General features: G+C 59.8%; 16 protein-coding genes and 2 tRNA genes. 9 read left to right on the top strand and 9 right to left on the bottom strand.

The features are described 5' to 3' along the window. The first annotated feature begins 82 nt into the window (after positions 1 to 82). Positions 83 to 322, top strand: coding sequence for an Lrp/AsnC family transcriptional regulator (locus ACR0I0_RS06645; RefSeq protein WP_050602861.1), 240 nt, complete (start codon positions 83 to 85; stop codon positions 320 to 322). On the opposite strand, the gene ACR0I0_RS06640 is transcribed toward ACR0I0_RS06645, so the two are convergent. From ACR0I0_RS06640 to ACR0I0_RS06630, 3 genes are all read right to left on the bottom strand, one after another. Further along, positions 319 to 1,185 carry a GNAT family N-acetyltransferase gene (locus tag ACR0I0_RS06640; RefSeq protein WP_480490652.1) on the bottom strand — a complete coding sequence of 289 codons (867 nt, stop codon included), beginning with the start codon at positions 1,183 to 1,185 and terminating at the stop codon, positions 319 to 321. The genes ACR0I0_RS06645 and ACR0I0_RS06640 overlap by 4 nt on opposite strands. Positions 1,186 to 1,266: 81 nt before the next feature. Next, positions 1,267 to 1,341: transfer RNA gene (locus ACR0I0_RS06635), tRNA-Gly, on the bottom strand. 33 nt (positions 1,342 to 1,374) lie between these two features. Further along, a tRNA-Gly gene (locus ACR0I0_RS06630) sits at positions 1,375 to 1,449 on the bottom strand. Between the two features lie 150 nt (positions 1,450 to 1,599). Here ACR0I0_RS06630 and ACR0I0_RS06625 point away from each other — a divergent pair. Further along, positions 1,600 to 1,752: a hypothetical protein gene (locus ACR0I0_RS06625; RefSeq protein ID WP_171167198.1), complete on the top strand. Its 153-nt coding sequence runs from the start codon at positions 1,600 to 1,602 to the stop codon at positions 1,750 to 1,752. Between the two features lie 15 nt (positions 1,753 to 1,767). On the opposite strand, the gene ACR0I0_RS06620 is transcribed toward ACR0I0_RS06625, so the two are convergent. The 4 genes from ACR0I0_RS06620 to ACR0I0_RS06605 all read right to left on the bottom strand — a co-directional run bounded on the left by ACR0I0_RS06620 (position 1,768) and on the right by ACR0I0_RS06605 (position 8,765). Then, positions 1,768 to 2,151 carry an MAPEG family protein gene (locus ACR0I0_RS06620; protein ID WP_480490650.1) on the bottom strand — a complete coding sequence of 128 codons (384 nt, stop codon included), beginning with the start codon at positions 2,149 to 2,151 and terminating at the stop codon, positions 1,768 to 1,770. Positions 2,152 to 2,230: 79 nt separating this feature from the next. After that, positions 2,231 to 5,668 (bottom strand): pyruvate carboxylase, encoded by a 3,438-nt coding sequence (locus ACR0I0_RS06615; RefSeq protein WP_171630977.1) that lies wholly within the window; start codon positions 5,666 to 5,668, stop codon positions 2,231 to 2,233. Between the two features lie 160 nt (positions 5,669 to 5,828). Continuing rightward, positions 5,829 to 6,950: an alpha-hydroxy acid oxidase gene (locus ACR0I0_RS06610; protein ID WP_480490648.1), complete on the bottom strand. Its 1,122-nt coding sequence runs from the start codon at positions 6,948 to 6,950 to the stop codon at positions 5,829 to 5,831. A gap of 39 nt (positions 6,951 to 6,989) precedes the next feature. Further along, positions 6,990 to 8,765, bottom strand: coding sequence for a sensor domain-containing diguanylate cyclase (locus tag ACR0I0_RS06605; RefSeq protein WP_171722910.1), 1,776 nt, complete (start codon positions 8,763 to 8,765; stop codon positions 6,990 to 6,992). A 178-nt stretch (positions 8,766 to 8,943) separates the two neighbouring features. Between ACR0I0_RS06605 and ACR0I0_RS06600 the strand changes: the two genes are divergently transcribed. Beyond that, positions 8,944 to 11,550, top strand: a complete 2,607-nt coding sequence (locus tag ACR0I0_RS06600; RefSeq protein ID WP_480490646.1) for an ATP-dependent helicase — start codon at positions 8,944 to 8,946, stop codon at positions 11,548 to 11,550. Positions 11,551 to 11,554: 4 nt separating this feature from the next. Here ACR0I0_RS06600 and ACR0I0_RS06595 read toward each other — a convergent pair whose 3' ends face one another. Further along, positions 11,555 to 11,845, bottom strand: a complete 291-nt coding sequence (locus tag ACR0I0_RS06595) for a DUF1330 domain-containing protein (RefSeq protein ID WP_480490644.1) — start codon at positions 11,843 to 11,845, stop codon at positions 11,555 to 11,557. Between the two features lie 373 nt (positions 11,846 to 12,218). Further along, positions 12,219 to 12,443: a DUF1127 domain-containing protein gene (locus tag ACR0I0_RS06590; protein ID WP_171630987.1), complete on the bottom strand. Its 225-nt coding sequence runs from the start codon at positions 12,441 to 12,443 to the stop codon at positions 12,219 to 12,221. A gap of 966 nt (positions 12,444 to 13,409) precedes the next feature. Between ACR0I0_RS06590 and mraZ the strand changes: the two genes are divergently transcribed. The 6 genes from mraZ to ACR0I0_RS06560 are packed head-to-tail and all read left to right on the top strand — an operon-like array spanning position 13,410 to position 19,975. Further along, positions 13,410 to 13,913 (top strand): division/cell wall cluster transcriptional repressor MraZ, encoded by a 504-nt coding sequence (mraZ, locus tag ACR0I0_RS06585; protein ID WP_171630988.1) that lies wholly within the window; start codon positions 13,410 to 13,412, stop codon positions 13,911 to 13,913. A 4-nt stretch (positions 13,914 to 13,917) separates the two neighbouring features. After that, a complete protein-coding gene (gene rsmH / locus ACR0I0_RS06580) occupies positions 13,918 to 14,913 on the top strand; it encodes a 16S rRNA (cytosine(1402)-N(4))-methyltransferase RsmH (RefSeq protein ID WP_171633764.1) in 996 nt (331 codons plus the stop codon). After that, the gene (gene ftsL / locus ACR0I0_RS06575; protein ID WP_152458671.1) at positions 14,910 to 15,278 is read left to right on the top strand and encodes a cell division protein FtsL; all 369 of its coding nucleotides are present in this window, start codon (positions 14,910 to 14,912) and stop codon (positions 15,276 to 15,278) included. The genes rsmH and ftsL overlap by 4 nt, the downstream gene beginning before the upstream one ends. Continuing rightward, positions 15,275 to 17,062, top strand: a complete 1,788-nt coding sequence (locus ACR0I0_RS06570) for a peptidoglycan D,D-transpeptidase FtsI family protein (RefSeq protein ID WP_171630989.1) — start codon at positions 15,275 to 15,277, stop codon at positions 17,060 to 17,062. Before ftsL ends, ACR0I0_RS06570 begins: the two co-directional genes overlap by 4 nt. A gap of 22 nt (positions 17,063 to 17,084) precedes the next feature. Beyond that, on the top strand, positions 17,085 to 18,584 hold the full coding sequence (locus ACR0I0_RS06565; protein WP_480490641.1) for a UDP-N-acetylmuramoyl-L-alanyl-D-glutamate--2,6-diaminopimelate ligase: 1,500 nt from the start codon (positions 17,085 to 17,087) through the stop codon (positions 18,582 to 18,584). Continuing rightward, positions 18,581 to 19,975 (top strand): UDP-N-acetylmuramoyl-tripeptide--D-alanyl-D-alanine ligase, encoded by a 1,395-nt coding sequence (locus ACR0I0_RS06560; protein ID WP_480490639.1) that lies wholly within the window; start codon positions 18,581 to 18,583, stop codon positions 19,973 to 19,975. Before ACR0I0_RS06565 ends, ACR0I0_RS06560 begins: the two co-directional genes overlap by 4 nt. Positions 19,976 to 19,993: the final 18 nt, after the last annotated feature.

Raw genomic sequence — 19,993 nt, 5'->3', positions numbered from 1 at the left:
ACGCTGCAAACTGTTGCAGGGGATTGCGCCCGGCTTGGCCCCGTGTCAGCTTGTCAACAATACGAACCGATAGGGTCAAACCATGTCCACCTGCGTTTTCATCCAGATCCGTTGCAAGCCCGGAACCACCTACAAGGTCGCCGAGGAAATCGCCCTGCGCGAAATCCATTCTGAACTGTATTCCACCAGCGGTGAATATGATCTGCTGCTCAAGCTCTATATCCCCGAAACCGAGGATGTGGGTCATTTTATCAATGAACACCTGCTGGTGATTCCCAATATCGAACGCTCGCTGACCACAATGACGTTCAAGGCTTTTTAACCCAGTTCGAATGAGGTGACGCCAAAGACACGGCTCAGATCGATATCCGGCGCGTGGCCGGAATACATCCGGGCCGTTTCAAACACCTTTTCAAGACCCAGCGCATCCGCCAGCGCAAAGGCGGCGGCGTTGGGCCGCGGCATGTCGATGAACACGTCATGCGTGGCGTGATCGTCGGGGATGGCTTCCAATACCGAGGCCAACAGGGCTTGGGCAATCTCGGCGTCGTCCGCGAACAACGGCCCGATCTTGTATCCGCTTTGACAGGGCCGCAGGGTCGCATAGCCCCGGATCACCCCGTTCTCGGCAATCACGCGCGAGGCGTGGCTGGGCGCGCTCAGCCAATCGCGAAGGAAGATGTCGCGCGGGGCAGGGAACATCTGCCGGTCATAGGCGGCTAGATCGTCCGAGAGGCTGTTCAGCTCCTCAGCCCGCGCAGCTGGTTGCGCCCCGAGCGCGGCCAGAATCCCGCGTTTTGTCCCGCCAAAGCGGTAGTTGTTATAGGCAAAGGAAAAACCGGACTTGCGGTAGTTATCCTGCTGCTCGACGACCCCATCCAGACCGATGTTGTCCGCATTGCAGTTTTCCAAGGCGTGCCGCCAGATTTTCAACCCGTGGCCCGATCCGCGAAACTCGGGCCGGACGATGTAGAACCCAAGGAACGCAAAGGCGTCATCATACTGAACGACCGAGATGGAAGCGATCATCTCGCCATCCAGGAACCCGCCGAGAAACCCGCGGGTATCCGTGCCGTGGAAGCAACGAGCATCGTGATACCCCGGGTTCCACCCTTCGCGCCCGGCCCAATCGACGGCCTTTTGCACCTCGTCAACGGTAAGAGGGCGGATGACGTAATCAGACATGGGTGAATCCTGCGTTGGGCAATGCAACCAGAATGACGCAATGTCATGTGAAGAACCAGCATGTCTGGAGAATTTCGTATCTGGAGCGGGCGAGGCGATTCGAACGCCCGACCCTAACCTTGGCAAGGTTATGCTCTACCCCTGAGCTACGCCCGCATCAGATACATATGTGGTCCGAAGACCTCTCAATGGAGCGGGCGAGGCGATTCGAACGCCCGACCCTAACCTTGGCAAGGTTATGCTCTACCCCTGAGCTACGCCCGCGCCGTTGAGTGAGGAGGGATTTATAAATTCCCACGCGGGGCTGCAAGCGGAAAAACACAAAAAAGAGGAAAAATATTTCGACGGAACCTGGCATCCGGCCCGTTCAATCTCGAACACGGATCAAAAAAGGACACAGGCAGAGGGGCTTTCATGATTTCTGTTGCAGACATGAAGATAATGGCGCTGGCCGCAATGATCTTGCTGGTCACCGCGATGCCGAAATCGGACGATCACGAACACAACCGGATCACGCCCGTTTTGTTGAAAGCGCCCCTTGTGATGACGACGGATCTGACCGGATAACACCCGCCAACCGAGCTACATTGCCAGAATCAGGTTGGCGATGGCCGCAACCAGAATGGCCAGGAACGTCAGGCTCATGCCAGCCTGCCGCAGGATGACGATCTGGGGCGTGCGCCCGAATCCGTACGCGTGCAGCAGACGCCCGGCCAGCAACATCAAGCCCAGTATATGCAAAAGCAATCCGCCCGCTCCCTGCAATTCCACCATGGCGATCAGCAAAAGGGCGATAGGGGCGTATTCGGCGCAATTGGAATGTGTCCGTATCGCCTTGATCATCAATTTGCTGCCCCCATCCCCGACTGAGATTTTGTCGCTGCGGCGCTGAAGGATCACTTTGACGCTGAGTGCCACGTAAAGAATAGCGATCAGGGCCGCATAGATCGGGGTGATAGCAAGCATGGTGGGTCTCCGTTCCAGCATAGAAAAAGGGCCGCGCGGTTTCCCGAGCGGCCCTTTGAACTGTAACCGGTTCGGCAGGTTATTCCAGCTCGACCAGAAGGTCCTTTGCGTCAATCTGGCCACCGGGCTGCACATGAACGGCCTTGACGGTCGCATCGCGCTCGGCGTGGATGCCGGTTTCCATCTTCATCGCCTCGATGGTCAGCAACATGTCGCCTTCCTTGACCTGCTGGCCCGCTGTTACGGCGACGGTGGCAACAACACCGGGCATCGGCGCACCGACATGATCCGGGTTGCCGACCTCGGCCTTGGGCCGCGCCTGCGTGGTCGAGGTGACCAACCGGTTCGGAACCCGGATCACGCGCGGTTGGCCGTTGAGTTCAAAAAACACTTTGACCTCTCCGTTTTCATCCGTTTCGCCAATGGCCTGACACCGGATTTCCAGCGTCTTGCCGGGGTCGATTTCCGCGGTGATCTCCTCGCCCGGCTCCATGCCGTAGAAGAAGGTGCGCGTTGGCAGGGTACGAACCGGGCCGTAGATCCGGTGGCGACCCATGTAGTCCAGGAACACCTTGGGATACATCAGATAGCCGTTCAGATCCTCGTCATCGACCTCTTTGCCTTCCAGCTGCTTGGACAGCTCGGCGCGGGTGGCTTCAAGATCGACCGGGGGCACGTCCTTGCCGGGTCGCTGCGTGTTGGGAACCTCGTCTTTCAGCACCTTCTTGATGATGGTCTCGGGGAACCCGCCCGGAGGCTGACCCAGATTGCCGCGCATCATGTCCACGACCGAGTCGGGGAAGGCCACGTCGGTATTCGGGTCCTCGACCTGTTCACGTGTCATGTTCTGGCTGACCATCATCAGCGCCATGTCACCAACGACCTTGGAAGACGGCGTGACCTTCACGATGTCACCGAACATCTGGTTCACGTCAGCATACATCTGCGCCACTTCGTGCCAGCGTTCTTCCAGACCCAGGCTGCGTGCCTGCGCCTTGAGGTTGGTGAACTGACCGCCCGGCATCTCGTGCAGATAGACCTCGGACGCGGGGGCCTGAAGGCTGGATTCGAAGGCCGCATACTGGCCACGCACAGCCTCGAAGTAATCGCTGATTTCACGGATGGCCTTGATGTCCAGCCCGGTGTCGCGGTCGGTATGGCGCAGCGCTTCGACCACGGTGCCCAGCGTCGCCTGGCTGGTGTTGCCCGAGAAGCTGTCCATCGCGCAGTCAACTGCATCGACGCCCGCCTCGGACGCGGCCAGAATGGTCGCGCTGGCAATACCGGCGGTGTCATGTGTGTGGAAATGGATCGGCAGCCCGACCTCTTCCTTCAGCGCCCGGATCAGGATTTTGGCCGAGGCCGGTTTCAGCAGGCCCGCCATGTCCTTGAGGCCCAGAATATGCGCGCCGGCGTCACGCAGTTCTTTCGCCATGCCGACATAATATTTCAGATCGTACTTGGCGCGATCCGGGTCAAGAATATCGCCAGTGTAGCAGACGGTACCTTCGCAAATCTTGCCGCTATCGACGACCGCATCCATCGCCACGCGCATGTTTTCGACCCAGTTCAGCGAGTCGAAGACACGGAACACGTCAATTCCTGTCGCCGCCTGACGCACGAACTCCTGCACTACGTTGTCAGGATAGTTCGTATAGCCCACGCCGTTTGCGCCGCGCAGCAGCATCTGGGTCATCAGGTTCGGCATCGCCTCACGCAGGTCCCGCAGGCGCTGCCACGGGCATTCCTGCAAGAACCGATACGCCACATCGAAAGTCGCGCCGCCCCAGCATTCGACCGAGAACAGCTGCGGCAGGTTCGCCGCATAGGAGGGAGCCACCTTGATCATGTCGATCGAGCGCATCCGGGTCGCCAGCAGAGACTGGTGCCCGTCGCGCATGGTGGTGTCGGTGATCAGCAGTTGGCGCTGCGCCTTCATCCAGTCGGCCACCGCCTGCGGGCCCTTCTGCTCCAGCAGGTTGCGCGTACCCATCTGCGGTTCGGCCTTCAGCGCCGGAGGCCTGGCCTCCTTCAGGTCGGCGCGCGGGCGCGGGCGGTCCTTGGTTTCGGGATGCCCGTTCACGGTGATGTCCGCGATATAGGTCAGAACCTTGGTGCCGCGGTCGCGCCGCTTCTTGAAGGTGAACAGTTCGGGCGTCGTGTCGATGAACTTGGTGGTGTATTCGTTCGACAAGAAGGTCGGATGCTTGAGCAGGTTGATGACGAAGTCGATATTCGTCGAAACCCCGCGGATGCGGAACTCGCGCAGGGCGCGGTCCATCCGAGAGATCGCCTTTTCGGGCGTGGGGGCCCAGGCCGTAACCTTGGTCAGCAGCGAGTCGTAATAGCGCGTAATCACCCCGCCCGCATAGGCCGTGCCGCCATCCAGACGGATGCCCATACCGGTGGCCGAGCGATAGGCGGTGATCCGGCCATAGTCGGGGATGAAGTTGTTCTGTGGGTCCTCGGTGGTGATCCGTGTCTGCAACGCGTGCCCGTTGAGCTGGATATCCTTTTGGCTGGCCATGCCGGTCGCCTCGGCCAGCGTCTTGCCCTCGGCGATCAGGATCTGCGCCTGCACGATGTCGATACCGGTGACTTCTTCGGTCACGGTGTGTTCGACCTGAACGCGCGGATTGACTTCGATGAAATAGAACTTGCCGGTGTCCATATCCATCAGGAACTCGACCGTGCCGGCACATTCGTAATTCACATGCGCACAGATCCTGCGGCCAAGCTCGCAGATCTCTGCGCGCTGTTCGTCGCTCAGATACGGGGCAGGGGCGCGTTCCACGACCTTCTGGTTCCGGCGCTGGACCGAGCAGTCGCGTTCATACAGGTGATAGATTTCACCGTGCTTGTCGCCCAGGATCTGCACCTCGACGTGGCGCGCACGAATGATCATCTTTTCCAGATAACCCTCGCCATTGCCAAATGCGGCTTCGGCCTCGCGACGGCCTTCCAGCACTTTCTCTTCCAACTCTTCTTCCGACTGGATCGGGCGCATGCCGCGCCCGCCGCCGCCCCAGGACGCCTTGAGCATCAGCGGATAGCCGATTTCGGCGGCCTCCTTGCGGATCGCGTCCATGTCATCGCCCAGAACTTCGGTGGCAGGAATGACCGGAACGCCTGCTTCGATTGCTACGCGTCGCGCGCTTGCCTTGTCGCCAAGCGCGCGCATGGTTTCCGCCTTGGGGCCGATGAAGGTGATGCCGTTCTTGACGCAGGCATCGACGAAATCCGGGTTCTCGGACAGCAGACCATAGCCCGGATGAATCGCGTCGGCGCCACATTGCTTGGCAACACGGATGATCTCGTCGATCGAAAGATAGGCGGCAACCGGCCCCATGCCTTCACCGATCTGATACGCCTCGTCAGCCTTGAACCGGTGCAGGCCCAGTTTGTCTTCTTCAGCGTAGACGGCGACGGTTCGTTTTCCCATCTCGTTTGCTGCGCGCATGACGCGGATGGCAATCTCGCCGCGGTTGGCGATCAGGATCTTGTTGAAGTCTGTCATGATAGGTCCCGGTCTTTTGTGTATGGGCGTCTTATTGGGCGGAGAATACGCGCAGGTATATCCGTTCTTCTGGGTAGAACCGGCATGTTATCGCTCGCAAACGCCCTATGATCGCAGCGCCCTTATACTTTTGCTGCGCCGCAGCATCAAATGTTTAACGTTAACTCTCAATCTGACACAGGCTTGCCAGGCCCATCTGGCCCATATTTGCATGCAGGTCTTGCCTGAGAATCTCGATGACATGTGCAGGCCCCCGCGCGCCAAGCGCCGCAAGACCATATAAAAAAGCCCGCCCGAGCATCACGAAGTCTGCGCCCAGCGACATGGCACGCAAAATATCCAGACCGCCTTCGACACCACTGTCGAAGATCAGGGGCAGGCGGGTTGCATCCCGGACAGAGGGCAGAACCTCGATGCTGGCCGGGGCCGCGTCAAATTGCCGACCGCCATGATTCGACACCCACAAAGCATCGACACCGACCTGTTCCAGCCTGCTCGTATCCTCTGGTCGCAGGACACCCTTCAGGACAAGCGGACCGTCCCAATGGTCGCGCAGCCATTTGACATAGTCCAGATCCGGCGAGGTTCGAAGCAGGTAACCGATATGAGCCGTGGGCGGCAGATTCCCGGGGGTTTCGATATATTTCTCCAGCGTTCGCATATGCGGCACACCGTTGCGCAGCATGCCCATCGCCCAGGCGGGTCTTTGGGCGATCTGCGCCAGAATGCGCGGGGTCAGCTTTGGCGGTTGCCGCAGGCCCGATCGTGTCTGCCTTTCCCTGCGCGATGCGACGGGAACATCCGCGGTGAGGACCAGGGTTTTGAACCCGGCCTTGCGGACCCGGTTCAGCAGGTCTTTTCGAATATCCGGATCCCGGGGCGGGTAAAGCTGGAACCAGGCATTGTCCCCAAGATGCGGTGCCATGTCTTCAGGGCTTTGGCTGGCTACGGTCGACAGGGTATAAGGAATACCCGCCTCTGCGGCCGCGCTGGCAAGCAGTTGCTCGGCGCGGGGCCAGACCAGCCCGGACATTCCGATCGGCGCGATTCCGAACGGCAGCGGATATGAAGCGTCGAGAAACGACTTTGACGTATCAAAGTCCAGCTCGCCATGCAGGATCGAGGGGCAGAGGCGCACGTCATCCAGCGCCTTGCGGTTCCGGTGCAGCGTCGTTTCAATCCCGGTTCCACTGTCGATATACTCCCACACGAAATGCGGCAGACGACGGCGCGCACGGTGTTTCAGATCCGGTATGCCGGGATAGGTGCTGTGCAAGTCCATGCAGATTGATCCGACCTGCCATGCGATTCGGCAAGTTTTTTAAGCTGCATCCTTGGGTGGTTGCCGGTTTTCAGGCGACGCATTTTCGGTCTTGTTCCTGGTGCCGCTTGCAACATGCACCTGGTTGCGCCCCTTGTCCTTGGCGACATAAAGCGCATCGTCTGCCGCGCGCATCAGGTCCTGCGGCATGGTGCCGTGGGCCGGGTAATGTGCAACCCCGACCGATATCGTAATGCGCGGCAATACCTTCTCGCCATATCGGACGGTTACGGCTTCAACCGCCTGGCGCAGTTGTTCGGCGCGGGTCATGGCATCTTCGGGGCTGTTGTCAGGCAGGATCAGCATGAACTCTTCCCCCCCGATGCGGCAGGCGACTTCGTCCCGGTCGCACCCCTGTTCCAGGGCGGCGCCGACGGCGCGCAATACCATGTCGCCCGCATCATGCCCATGAGTATCGTTGAACTTCTTGAAGTGATCCACGTCCACGGCGATCAGGCTTAGCGCGGCGCCCGTCTGCTGGCTGCGGCTGATGGACTTGCGCAGCGTCTCGGTCATATGGCGGCGATTGAACAGCCCGGTCAGGGGGTCTCGTACCGATTGGTCGTGAAGCTGATCCCGCATGCGGACGTTGGCGATCGCCATACTGATCTGTTCGGCGCATAATTGGGCCAGCTTGCGGCTCTTGTTGAAGCAGTCTTCGCGCCCCTCAAGTGCCCGCAAATGCAAAAGACCAACGGTTTCGCCATGGGCCAGAATGGGAAAGCAGAAATAGGGCCGCCCGTCATGCGGTTCGGCGTGTTCGCAGACAAAGTCAATCTCGGATGCGCCGAACTCGTAAGTCCGGCCGCGCCGCAAACCCCAGCAACCTTCGGGGTGAATGTGGGATTTATGAGTTCCACCGTTCCAGCTGGCGCAGCCATCCAGCACATCGCGTGAGTTTGAGTAGACATACACGCTGCCTTCGGCCTCTGGCAGGATGTGGGTCATGAAGCGAGACACCATGTCGAACAGTTCATCCAGCGACCGGCTTGATTGCAGCCATTCGTTCAACTCACCCAACAGACGGACCTCTCGGGCCAGGCGCAGCTGCTCGTCCATCAGCTCCCTCTCTTTCTGGGCCCGTTTGCGCAGGTCGCGAACCTGACGACGGTTGGTGCGATGGACAATCAGGATGACAGTCGTCAGCGCCAGCAGGGCGACGCCGCTCAACAGCGCCAGAGACAGGCGAACGCGCGTGATGAACAGGTTCCGCAGGTCGGTTATGTCGGAATAGAACTCGATCGCGCCCATGAACGTCGCATCCTTGATGATCGGCGTATAGACCTCTGCCACATGGCGGCTGCTCAGTTCCGTATCCCGGGAATTGTCGAAAACAAAGGAATCAACTTCGGTAACCGGCTTCTCTTCGTGTTTGTAAAAAAGGCCCCCAGCGGCGACGATCGACTGGAAATAGGGTTTCGTATTCACGAACCCGACGTCGCTGGCTCGGGTCGACCAGAACACCTGCCCCGAAGCATCAAACAGCTTGAAGCGGTAAATGTCCGTGGTTTCGGGCAGTAGCTCCAGAAACTCCTGGTCATGATCGGTCAATGCGTGAAAACGGAATGTCTGCTCAAGATCGTTTAGATGGCTTTCGACCTGGCGGCTCATCCGCATCGCGTTCTTTCGCAGGTCTGCTTCCAGCATGCGATCAACCACTGGCGCAGGGGCGGCATAGATCCCCCAGCCCGCCGCTGCCGTCAGCGCGAGCAGCATCAGGGCCACGCCTATCATTTTAAGCCTCGAGGACTGACCCGTCAGTTCCGCCTGTTTCATATGTCCGCTCCCACTACACTCTGCCAAACATCCCAGTCAGGATTTGACAGAGAGTTAACGGGGTGCAGGACGGTGGCGTGTTTGTTTAGAATTGAATGTAAAAAGAAGTGCGAAAAGTCTGTGAACAAGCCGTGAACAAACCCTTTCCCTTCGCGCTTATCCGGCGTAGTTTGGGGCCATGAGCAGTTTTGACGAAATGGACGCCTTCGAGGGCGCATCGCTGTCGGCGCGGGCCATGGCCGTGCGCCCTTCGCCCTATCTGGATGAGCTTAACCCGGCACAACGGGACGCGGTCGAGCGTCTGGATGGCCCGGTTCTGATGCTGGCAGGTGCCGGAACGGGCAAGACCAAGGCTCTGACCGCCCGGATCGCACATCTTCTCAACACCGCGCGCGCACGTCCGAATGAGATTCTGTCGGTAACCTTCACCAACAAGGCCGCGCGCGAGATGAAGGAACGGGTGGGCCGCCTGTTGGGGCAGCCTGCTGAGGGGATGCCATGGCTGGGTACCTTTCATTCGATCTGCGTCAAACTGCTGCGCCGCCATGCGGAACTGGTCGATTTGAAATCGAACTTCACCATTCTGGATACCGACGACCAGTTGCGCCTGCTCAAGCAGTTGGTGCAGGCCGCAAATATCGACGACAAACGCTGGCCTGCGCGGATGTTGCTGGGAATCATCGACGATTGGAAGAACCGAGCGCTGACACCCGACAAGGTGCCAGCCGCCGATGCCGGGGCTTATGACAACAAGGGCATTGAGCTATATGCCCAATATCAGACCCGCCTGCGCGAATTGAATGCGGTGGATTTCGGCGATCTGCTTCTGCACATGGTTACGATCTTCCAGACCCATCAGGATGTTCTGGAGCAATACCAGCGCTGGTTCCGCTATATCCTGGTGGACGAGTATCAGGATACCAACATCGCCCAATATCTGTGGCTGCGGCTGCTTGCGGGCGGGCACAAGAACATCTGCTGCGTCGGCGATGACGATCAGTCGATCTATGGCTGGCGCGGGGCCGAGGTGGGCAACATCCTACGGTTCGAAAAGGATTTTCCCGGCGCGTATGTGGTGCGGCTGGAACAGAACTACCGCTCGACCCCGCATATTCTGGCGGCTGCGTCGAACGTCATTCGCGGCAATGAAAACCGTCTGGGCAAAGAGCTGTGGACCGAAGCCGAGGAAGGCCACAAGGTCAATCTGATCGGCCATTGGGACGGCGAGGAAGAGGCCCGCAGGATAGGTGAAGAAATCGAAGCACTAGTTGATGGAACCTCTCCTTTTGCAAAGCGAAGAGAAAATCCAAGATCGCAGGACATCCTCCAAGAGTTTGAAAGACTGTCGAAGCGAGGTGCATTAAGTGGTGTAACAAATCTCAAGCAGTTAGAAAGCCAACTGGTTGCGCAGAACTTCCCATTTCAAGACTTAAAGACACTAAACCTAGTTTGGAGATTGAAAGGTTTTTCTGATGAGGAAAAGGACTTAGAACCAGCATTCTTTCGCTATAGTTACAGTGAAATCGCCATCCTCGTCCGCGCCAGCCACCAGATGCGCGCCTTCGAAGACAGGTTTCTGACCATCGGTTTGCCCTACAAAGTGATCGGCGGCCCGCGATTCTATGAACGGATGGAGATTCGCGATGCCATGGCCTATTTCCGGCTGGTGGTCAGCCCAGAGGATGATCTTGCTTTCGAGAGAATCGTAAACACGCCGAAACGCGGCTTGGGTGACAGGGCGCAGCAAACCATCCAGATGACCGCGCGCGAAAATGGGGTGTCATTGGTCGAGGGGGCTCGGATTGCGGTCGATAACGGGTTGATCAAGGGCAAGGGAGGCAAGGCGCTGCGCGAACTGATCGACGGTCTGGCGCGTTGGAATGCGATGACACGTGGGCCGCGGATCGAGGTGGACGACGATTCGGTGATCGATGACGGTTCGCCCATGCGGTTCGGCGCACCCGAGCATACGCATATCGAACTTGCGCAGATCATTCTCGACGAATCCGGCTATACCGCCCACTGGCAGAACGACAAGACGCCCGAAGCGCCGGGGCGCCTTGAAAACCTCAAGGAACTGGTGAACCAGCTGGACAATTTCGAGAACCTGCAAGGGTTTCTGGAACATGTCAGTCTGGTCATGGACAACGAACAGGACAGCGACGGGGCCAAGGTTTCGATCATGACCCTTCACGCGGCCAAGGGGCTGGAGTTTCCCGCCGTCTTCCTGCCGGGCTGGGAAGACGGGCTGTTCCCCTCGCAGCGGTCAATGGACGAATCCGGGCTCAAGGGGCTCGAAGAGGAACGGCGGCTGGCCTATGTCGGCATCACCCGCGCCGAAGAAGTGTGCACCATTTCTTTTGCCGCAAACCGGCGGGTGTTCGGGCAGTGGCAGAACTCCATGCCATCCCGCTTCATCGACGAATTGCCGGACGATCACGTTGAGGTTTTGCCAGGGGCCGGGTTGCACGGCAACAGTCAGATGTCGGCCGGTATCGAGACCCGCGCGGCCGAAGCGAATGTCTACAACTCGCCGGGCTGGAGACGGATGCAGGCGCGGCAGGGGCAATACGGCATGTCGCAGCCGCGCGAATCCCGCAACACGGTGATCGACGCGACCGCCGTGGCCAGTTTCACGCTGGGGGAACGGGTGTTCCACCAGAAATTCGGCTATGGCGCGGTTGTCGGGATCGAGGGCGACAAGGTCGAAGTCGAATTCGACAAGGCAGGCACAAAGAAAGTGGTCTCGCGTTTTCTGACCAACAAGGATGACGTCCCGTTCTGAGGCGTCATATCCCTTCGACCAGAACCAGATTGGTTGAGGCGGTGGCTTGCCGGACCTTCGCCAGCTCGATGTAATCAGGGTCGTCTTTCCAGGCTTTCGCCGCGGCAAGGTCCGGAAACTCCATCAGCACAATGCCACCTTTGGGCCAATCGCCTTCGACCCGTTCGACCGGTTTCGATGAAACCTTGAGCAGGCGTCCTTTGTGGCGGTCGAAGATCGGCATGAAACCCGCCAGATAATCCTGATACCCATCCGGGTGGTGGATGTCGATCTGCGCGATGAAATAGGCGGCCATTGTTTCCTGCGGATCAGAAATCAGAGGGCCATCTTACACCTATGTCAGAAAAACAAAAAAACGGCGGTTCCCAGGGAGGAGGAAGGGGAACCGCCGTCTTGTCAACATCAGAGCAGGGAGGAGGAGAGCCCCGATGTATTCGAACCCGGGTTTGAGCCCGGTATGGAGAAGACGCGGCGACGTCAGGGAGGAGGAAGGCGTCGCCGCGCGCTTTCAACATCAAGGCAGGGAGGAGGAGAGCCTCGATGTATCAGGATCCGGCGAGTTGAGGCCGGTATATGGTGCGGCAACGTCAGGGAGGAGGAGAGACGTTGCCGCTGATAACAGACCCTAAGGGAGGAGGAAGGGCCTGATCTCGATATTCGTGGCGCGCTTATTGCGCGATGTGATCGTTGGCGGCCTGCATGGCCACCCGACGGATCATGGAACGATGCAGGCCCAGATCGGCCAGTTCACGGTCCGACAGTCCTGCCAGCTCATTGACGGTCTGGCGATACATACGATAGCGGGCAAAACGCGCCTTTGCGTTTTCGATCAAAGTTGCGATTCCGAACGCCGGTGTGCTCTTCGATGCTGTATGTGTGCTTGCGACTGCCATGCTCATCATCCGTATTTATTTGCTTTGCCGATTACGCTCGGCCCTTGCTTGAGGTTGAAAATAGGCAAATGCTGCGATTGCACAATAGGTCGCGTCGTCAATGCTGCTATGCAGCAAGCGCATAGATTGGTTCAGTTTTTTCCTTCAACTCGAAATGCACCTTGAAACATTGGGCCTTCCCTTGGGTCACGGGTGACAGCGGAAACATGGCCTTCTTATGGCTTGCCTTTTAATTGAGCGGTGTTGGCTGGAATATGTGCGCAATAAAACCATTCAAGACGTGCGTGTGACCGAAGCGCCAGGCAAGGCGTGGCGGTTCAGCTATTCCCTGATGCACGATTTGCCAGTTTCGCACGTCGCAGAGCAAACTGCCCGAACGCCACGGGATTTCATGGGCCAATGTGGTTGTCGAGGGGAAGTCCCGCCGAAATTGCGCTCAAAGTGCAAATGATTCTGCGAGATCGCTGCCCAAAGATGCCGGGTTTTTCCACCCTGAATGGCAATTCTTTAGATATTCCGGGAAATCGTGGGAAAAAAATTCCAACTTCGAATTGTCTATATCTGGGGTGTTGCGCGGAAAGACCTCCTACAATTGGTGTCATTGTGATCAAATTTTATGGTGGTATTGTTGTTGGAGCGTGATTCATGGAACACGGTTCGCAAAATTCCTGTTGATTTCCATGAATTCCCATGGCATCCCTAATACATCCGATGAGGACGAGGCAGCAGGGGCGCCAAACGACCCCGACCAAAAATAATCAGGTTTCATACAGGCATCTCGCTTTCATCAATCAAGAGATCCGGCGCGCGGGCGAGCAGACATCCCCCCAGGTGGCGCGTGCAGCTGGACATCCCGCACAGCGGGTCAATGCGGCGGGTTGATCAGTGGCAGCAGATCAACCCGCCGTTTTTCATCCGGGGGGAACGCGAATTTCAAGTGGGGCGCAAGCGAAAGGGACAGTCGTCTTGGCGCGCAGGTTCAGAGGTGAAAGCCACCATAAGGTGGATGCGAAAGGCAGGGTGTCGATCCCGGCCTCGTTTCGCCGCGTGCTTGAAGCCTCCGATCCCAACTGGCAGCCCGGCGACAATCCAGAGCTTGTGATTGTCTACGGGGATCATCGCCGCAAATACCTGGAATGCTACACGATGGAGGCGATCGACGAGGTCGATGCCAAGATCGATGCGCTGCCACGTGGCGCGATGAAGCGCAAGATGTTGCAGCGCCTGTTCCATGGGCAGTCCTTCCCGACCAATGTCGATGAAACCGGGCGGCTGGTTCTGCCGGCAAAGCTGCGCAAGAAAATCGGTCTTGAGGGCGAGGCGTTTTTTATCGCCGCCGGGGATACTTTTCAGATCTGGAAGCCCGAGACCTACGAATCCGAGGAACTGGCGGCGACCGAGGAATGGCTGGACGGCCTTGGCGACGATGTTGATCCGCTGGAATTCCTCGATGAAGTCGAGGGCGGGTGACGGCATGGCGGCCGCGGATCATCCACAACCGGACGCGCCTCACATCCCTGTCTTGCTGCGCCCGCTCTTGGCGGCGGTGGCGCCGGTCACGGGCGTCTGGCTGGACGGAACCTTCGGCGCAGGCGGGTACACCCGCGGATTGCTGGAGGCCGGGGCCGACAAGGTGATCGGCGTGGATCGCGATCCCTTGGCTTTTGAGATGGCGTCAGACTGGGCGGGCGCCTATGGTGATCGGCTGGTGATGCAGCCCGGCGTGTTCTCTCGTATGGATGAATATGCACAGAACCTGGACGGCGTTGTTCTGGACCTTGGCGTTTCCTCGATGCAACTGGACCAGGCCGACCGCGGGTTTTCCTTCATGAAGGATGGTCCTTTGGACATGCGCATGAGCCAGGATGGCGAAAGCGCCGCCGATCTGGTCAATACCGCGACCGAGGCGCAACTGGCCGACATCCTGTTCCACTATGGTGAAGAACGCGCCAGCCGCCGGATTGCCAAGGCGATCGTCAAAGCGCGCACGGAAGAGCCGATCACCACAACCCTGCGTCTGGCCGCGATCATCGAATCCTGCCTGCCACGTCCGAAACCGGGGCAATCCCACCCGGCCACGCGCAGCTTTCAAGGGCTGCGGATCGCCGTGAATGCAGAATATGAAGAGCTGTTTCAGGGGCTGATGGCCGCTGAACGTGCTTTGAAGCCCGGCGGGCAACTGGCCGTTGTCACTTTCCATTCCATTGAAGACCGAATGGTGAAACGGTTTTTCCAGTCCCGCGCGGGCAAGACGGGGCGCGCGAACCGCTATGCGCCCGAGATTGAACAGGAACAGCCGCAATTCACACTGAAGACCCGCAAGGCGGTGGGGCCTGACGAACAGGAATTGCAGGAAAACCCGCGCGCGCGCTCGGCCAAACTGCGCGTGGCGATCCGAACCGAAGCTCCGGCGGGGGAAATTGAAGCGCGGGCCATCGGAATGCCGCAACTGGGGGGAAGGGCAAGATGAAGAGTGTTTTGTATGTGTTGACTGCTCTGTCCGTGTTCGGGTTGGCGCTGTGGGCCTATCAGGAAAACTACCGAACCCAGCAAGTGGTAAAGGAAACCCAGTCTTTGCAGCGCGAGATCGGAATGGCACAGGTGCGACTGGCTGTTCTGAACGCGGAATGGGCCTATCTGAACCGCCCGGACAGGCTGCGCGAACTGGCCGACCTGAACTTTGAACGCCTTGGTCTGCTGCCGTTGCGGGCCGAGCAGTTCGGGCGCGCGGATCAGATCGCCTATGCCGAAGACCCGGACCTGCCCGTCGTTGATCCGATTGAATTGCAGGCCATCACTGACATTCAGGCTTTGGGCGAGGTGCAGATTCCATGACACGCACCCCTCTGCGCCCCCTGGCCCGAATCCTGGATGCCCGCGCGCGGGGCGAAAACCCCAAGGCAATCGAGCGTGAGAACATCCGCAAGCGCCACGAAGAGATGAAGGATCGCGCCCGCGCCCGTGCCGAAGGGCGTCTGCTGGTGCTGGGCCTGTTCTTCTTCTGCGCTTTTTCCGTTGTCGGCTTCCGCATGGGCATGCTGGCGACCTCGGAAGCACAAGAGCCTCTGGCCAGCGCACCAGGCGCGGCGATTGCCATGCAGCGCGCCAACATCGTCGATCGCGAAGGGCGCATACTGGCCACCAATCTGGACACCTATTCCGTTTACGCGCAGCCCCCGTTGATGATCGATCCCGTCGCCGCTGCAGAGCAGTTGGTTGCGATCTTTCCTGATCTGGACAAAGAGCGGCTGATCAAGGACTTCACCGGCAACCGCAAATTCCTGTGGATCAAGAAACGCATTTCGCCCGAGCAGAAGCAGGCCGTGCACGACATCGGTGATCCCGGCATCCTGTTCGGTCCGCGTGAAATGCGGCTTTACCCCAACGGGCGGCTGGCCGCTCATATCCTGGGCGGGTCCGGTTTTGGTCGTGAAGGCGTCAGCGCCGCCGAAGTGATCGGCGTGGCCGGTGTGGAAAAGCAGTTCGACGATTATCTGCGCGATCCGGCCAACGGCAACAAGCCACTGCAACTGTCGCTGGACCTGACGATTCAAGCCGCAGTAGAACAGGTTCTTTACGGCGGTATGAAGATCATGAATGCCAAGGGGGCCTCGGCCGTTCTGATGAACGCGCATACGGGCGAGGTTATTTCCGCTGCTTCGCTGCCTTCTTTTGATCCGAATGACCGCCCGCGCCCACCGACCTCGGGCTTTGACCCCTCGGACAGCCCGCTTTTCAACCGTTATGTACAAGGCGTGTATGAACTGGGATCTGTTTTCAAGATTTTCACCGCGGCCCAGGCCGTTGAACTTGGATTGGTGAATTCGAACACCATCATCGATACGTCCGGGCCGATGAAGATCGGCCGCTTTCCCATCGGCGAATTCAACGGCAAAAATTACGGCAAGATCAGCGTGGCGGATGTGATCGTCCACAGCTCGAACCGAGGCACGGGGCGTCTGGCCTTGCAAATCGGTGCCAAACGGCAGCAGGAGTTTCTGGACGCGCTTGGCATGTTCGATCCGACCCCATTCGAGATTGTCGAGGCCAAGGGCGGTGTGCCGCTGAAGCCGAAGAAATGGGGCGAGCTCAGTACCGTGACAATTTCTTATGGCCACGGCCTGTCGACCAGCCCGATGCATCTGGCCGCGGGATACGCGGCGATTGCCAATGGCGGGCATTACGTCAGCCCGACCATTCTGCGCCGGAACGGCCCGCAATACGGGCCTCGTGTCATGTCGCAGAACACTGCACGGCAGGCGCAAAAGATGCTGCGCAAAGTGGTAACGGACGGCACCGCCAGTTTCGCCGAGGTCAAGGGCTATGACGTGGCCGGCAAGACCGGTACGGCCGACAAGCCCAAACCGCGCGGCGGGTACTATGATGACAAGGTCATTGCCACCTTCGCGACGATCTTCCCGGCCTACGATCCGCAATACGTTTTGATCGTGACGTTGGACGAACCTTCGATCGTGGCCTACGGTGAAAAACGCCGCACGGCCGGTTGGACTGCCGTGCCAGTTGCCGCCGAACTGATCGGACGCGTCGCACCTTTGTTGGGGTTGCGTCCCCGGCTTGAGCCTGAGGCGGGCGCTGCTATAACGCTGACCTCAAACTAGGCTGTCCGGCAAGAGGTGGGTCATGGGCATAAGGACGAAGAAACTCAGCCAGCTGGCCCTGACCGCAAGAGAGGGCGCAAACCCGGATATCACCGGTCTGGCCGTTGACAGCCGCGAGGTGAAAGAGGGCTTCCTGTTTGCCGCGCTGCCCGGGTCCCGCGTTCATGGCGCAGAGTTCATCCAGTTTGCCCTGCGCATGGGGGCCGCTGCAATCCTGACCGATGCCGAAGGGGCAGAGATCGCCGAGGCCGAACTGGCAGCCTCGGACGCAGCGCTGGCCGTGGTTGAAGACCCGCGACAGGCGCTGGCCGGTGCCGCGGCGTTGTGGTTCGGCGCGCAGCCGCAAACCATCGTGGCCGTCACGGGAACGAATGGCAAAACATCTGTTTCCACCTTCGTTCGGCAGATCTGGTCCGCGCTTGGCCACGCCGCCGTCAACCTCGGCACCACCGGGGTTGAAGGTGCGTGGACAGCGCCGCTGGCCCACACCACGCCCGAGCCGATCACCTTGCACCGCTGTCTGGCCGAGGCGGCCGAGAACGGCGTGACCCATGCCGCAATGGAGGCTTCGTCCCACGGCCTTGAACAGCGCCGCCTTGACGGCGTTCACCTGACCGCCGCCGGTTTCTCGAACTTCACGCAGGACCACCTGGATTACCACGAAACCTTCGAGGCCTATTTCAACGCAAAGGCCGGTCTGTTCGACCGGGTTTTGCCGCAGGATGGAACGGCCGTTGTCAACCTGAGCGACCCGAAAGGGGCCCAGGTCCGGCGGATCGCCGAGATGCGCGGCCAGTCGGTGCTGACGGCGGGGCTGGGCGATGCCGACCTGTGTCTGATCAACCAGCGGTTCGACGCCACGGGGCAGGACCTGCGCTTTGCGTGGCAGGGCCGAACGTTCCAGACCCGCCTGAACCTGATCGGCGGGTTTCAGGCCGAAAATATCCTGCTGGCCTGTGGCCTGGTGATCGCTGCCGGGGACAGCCCCGAACGGGTGTTCGAAACTCTGCCCCATCTGACGACGGTTCGCGGGCGGATGCAACTGGCCGCCACGCGTGACAATGGCGCGGCGGTGTTTGTGGATTATGCCCACACGCCTGATGCTGTTGCCACGGCACTCAAGGCGCTGCGCCCGCATGTGATGGGCCGTCTGATTGCCGTTATCGGTGCGGGCGGGGATCGCGACGCCAGCAAACGACCCTTGATGGGCAGGGCGGCAGCCAACCATGCAGACGTGGTCTTTGTCACCGATGACAACCCGCGCAGCGAAGATCCGGCAGTCATCCGCGCGGCCGTGATGGCAGGCGCGTCAGAGGCAGCAGGCGACGCCAGCGTGACCGAAGTCGGCGACCGCGCCGAGGCCATCCTGCGCGGCATCGATGCGCTGCAACCCGGTGATGCGCTGCTGATCGCCGGAAAGGGGCATGAAACCGGTCAGATCGTGGGAGATCAGGTTCTGCCCTTCGACGATGTCGAACAGGCCAGCATTTCCGTTGCAGCGCTGGACGGGAGGGTCGCATGACGCTCTGGACTGCATCCGAGGCTGCTCAGGCAACGGGTGGACGGGTCACGACCGACTGGGCCGCTGATGGTGTCTCCATCGACACGCGCACTCTTCAACCCGGTGATCTGTTCGTGGCGCTGAAAGCGGCACGGGACGGGCATGAGTTCGTAGCCCAAGCGCTTGAGAAAGGCGCGGGCGCGGCTTTGGTCTCGCATATTCCCGACAACGTATCGCCAGACGCACCACTGCTGATCGTCGAAGATGTGCAGGCGGCGCTCAAGGCTTTGGGGCAGGCGGCTCGCGCCAGAACGGATGCGCGTGTGGTGGGGGTGACCGGCAGTGTCGGCAAGACGTCGACCAAGGAAATGCTGGCCGTGATCCTCGAAACACAGGGCAGAACCCATGCCAGCGTGGCCAGCTACAACAACCACTGGGGCGTTCCGCTGACCCTTGCCCGGATGCCGCGCGACACTGAATTCGCAGTGATCGAGATTGGCATGAACCATCCGGGCGAGATTGCCCCGCTGGCCCGGCAAGCCCGCCCGCATGTGGCGCTGGTCACGACCGTGGCGGCGGTGCATCTGGAAGCCTTCGAGAATGTGGCTGGCATCGCCCATGAAAAAGCTGCGATCTTTGAAGGGCTCGAATCCGGTGGCGCGGCAATCGTCAATGCGGATATCGAGCACGCGGACATCCTGCGCCAAACGGCACTTGGGCAGGGGGCCGGGATCGTGGATTTCGGCCAAGGCGCAACGGATTACCGGCTGACCGACGTTCAGCAGGGGACGAGCGCCGTGAATGCCGAAGCTGCCGTTGGTGATCAGGTATTCCGCTTTGCGGTGAACTCTGCCGGTACGCATTTCGCCATGAACGCACTGGGGGCTTTGGCAGCCTGCGTTGAACTGGGTGTCGATCTGGATGACGCTATCGCGGGTCTGCGCGCATGGTCTCCGGTCAAGGGGCGCGGCGTACGGGAAAGCCTGCCTTTGCCCGGCGGCGGGCAGATCGAACTGCTGGATGACAGCTATAACGCCAACCCGACCTCGATGGAGGCCGCGCTGGATGTCTTGGCCGCCTCCAAAGGCACCCGCCGCGTTGCGTTTCTGGGTGACATGAAGGAACTGGGCGCCCAGGAAGAGGCCATGCATGCCGCCATGGCGGATATCGAGGCGATGGCGCGCGTGGATCAGGTTCATTGCATCGGGCCATTGATGCAGGCAATGCACCGCGCGCTGCCCGAGAAGAAACGTGGACTCTGGTTCGCAACCAGCGCCGAAATGGCCGAACATCTGCCTGCCTTGATCCGGGATGGAGACACGGTGCTCGCCAAGGGCTCGCTCAGCATGGCGTTGGCCGCGATTGTTGACGGTCTGCGCAAAATGGGGCAAGGGGGCGCGCTTGATGGGTGAACTTGCCCGCGCGCCTCG

Source organism: Ruegeria sp. AG6 (assembly GCF_056541565.1).
Note: the sequence above shows the minus strand (reverse complement) of the source record. Positions and strands in the feature narration are given on the sequence as shown.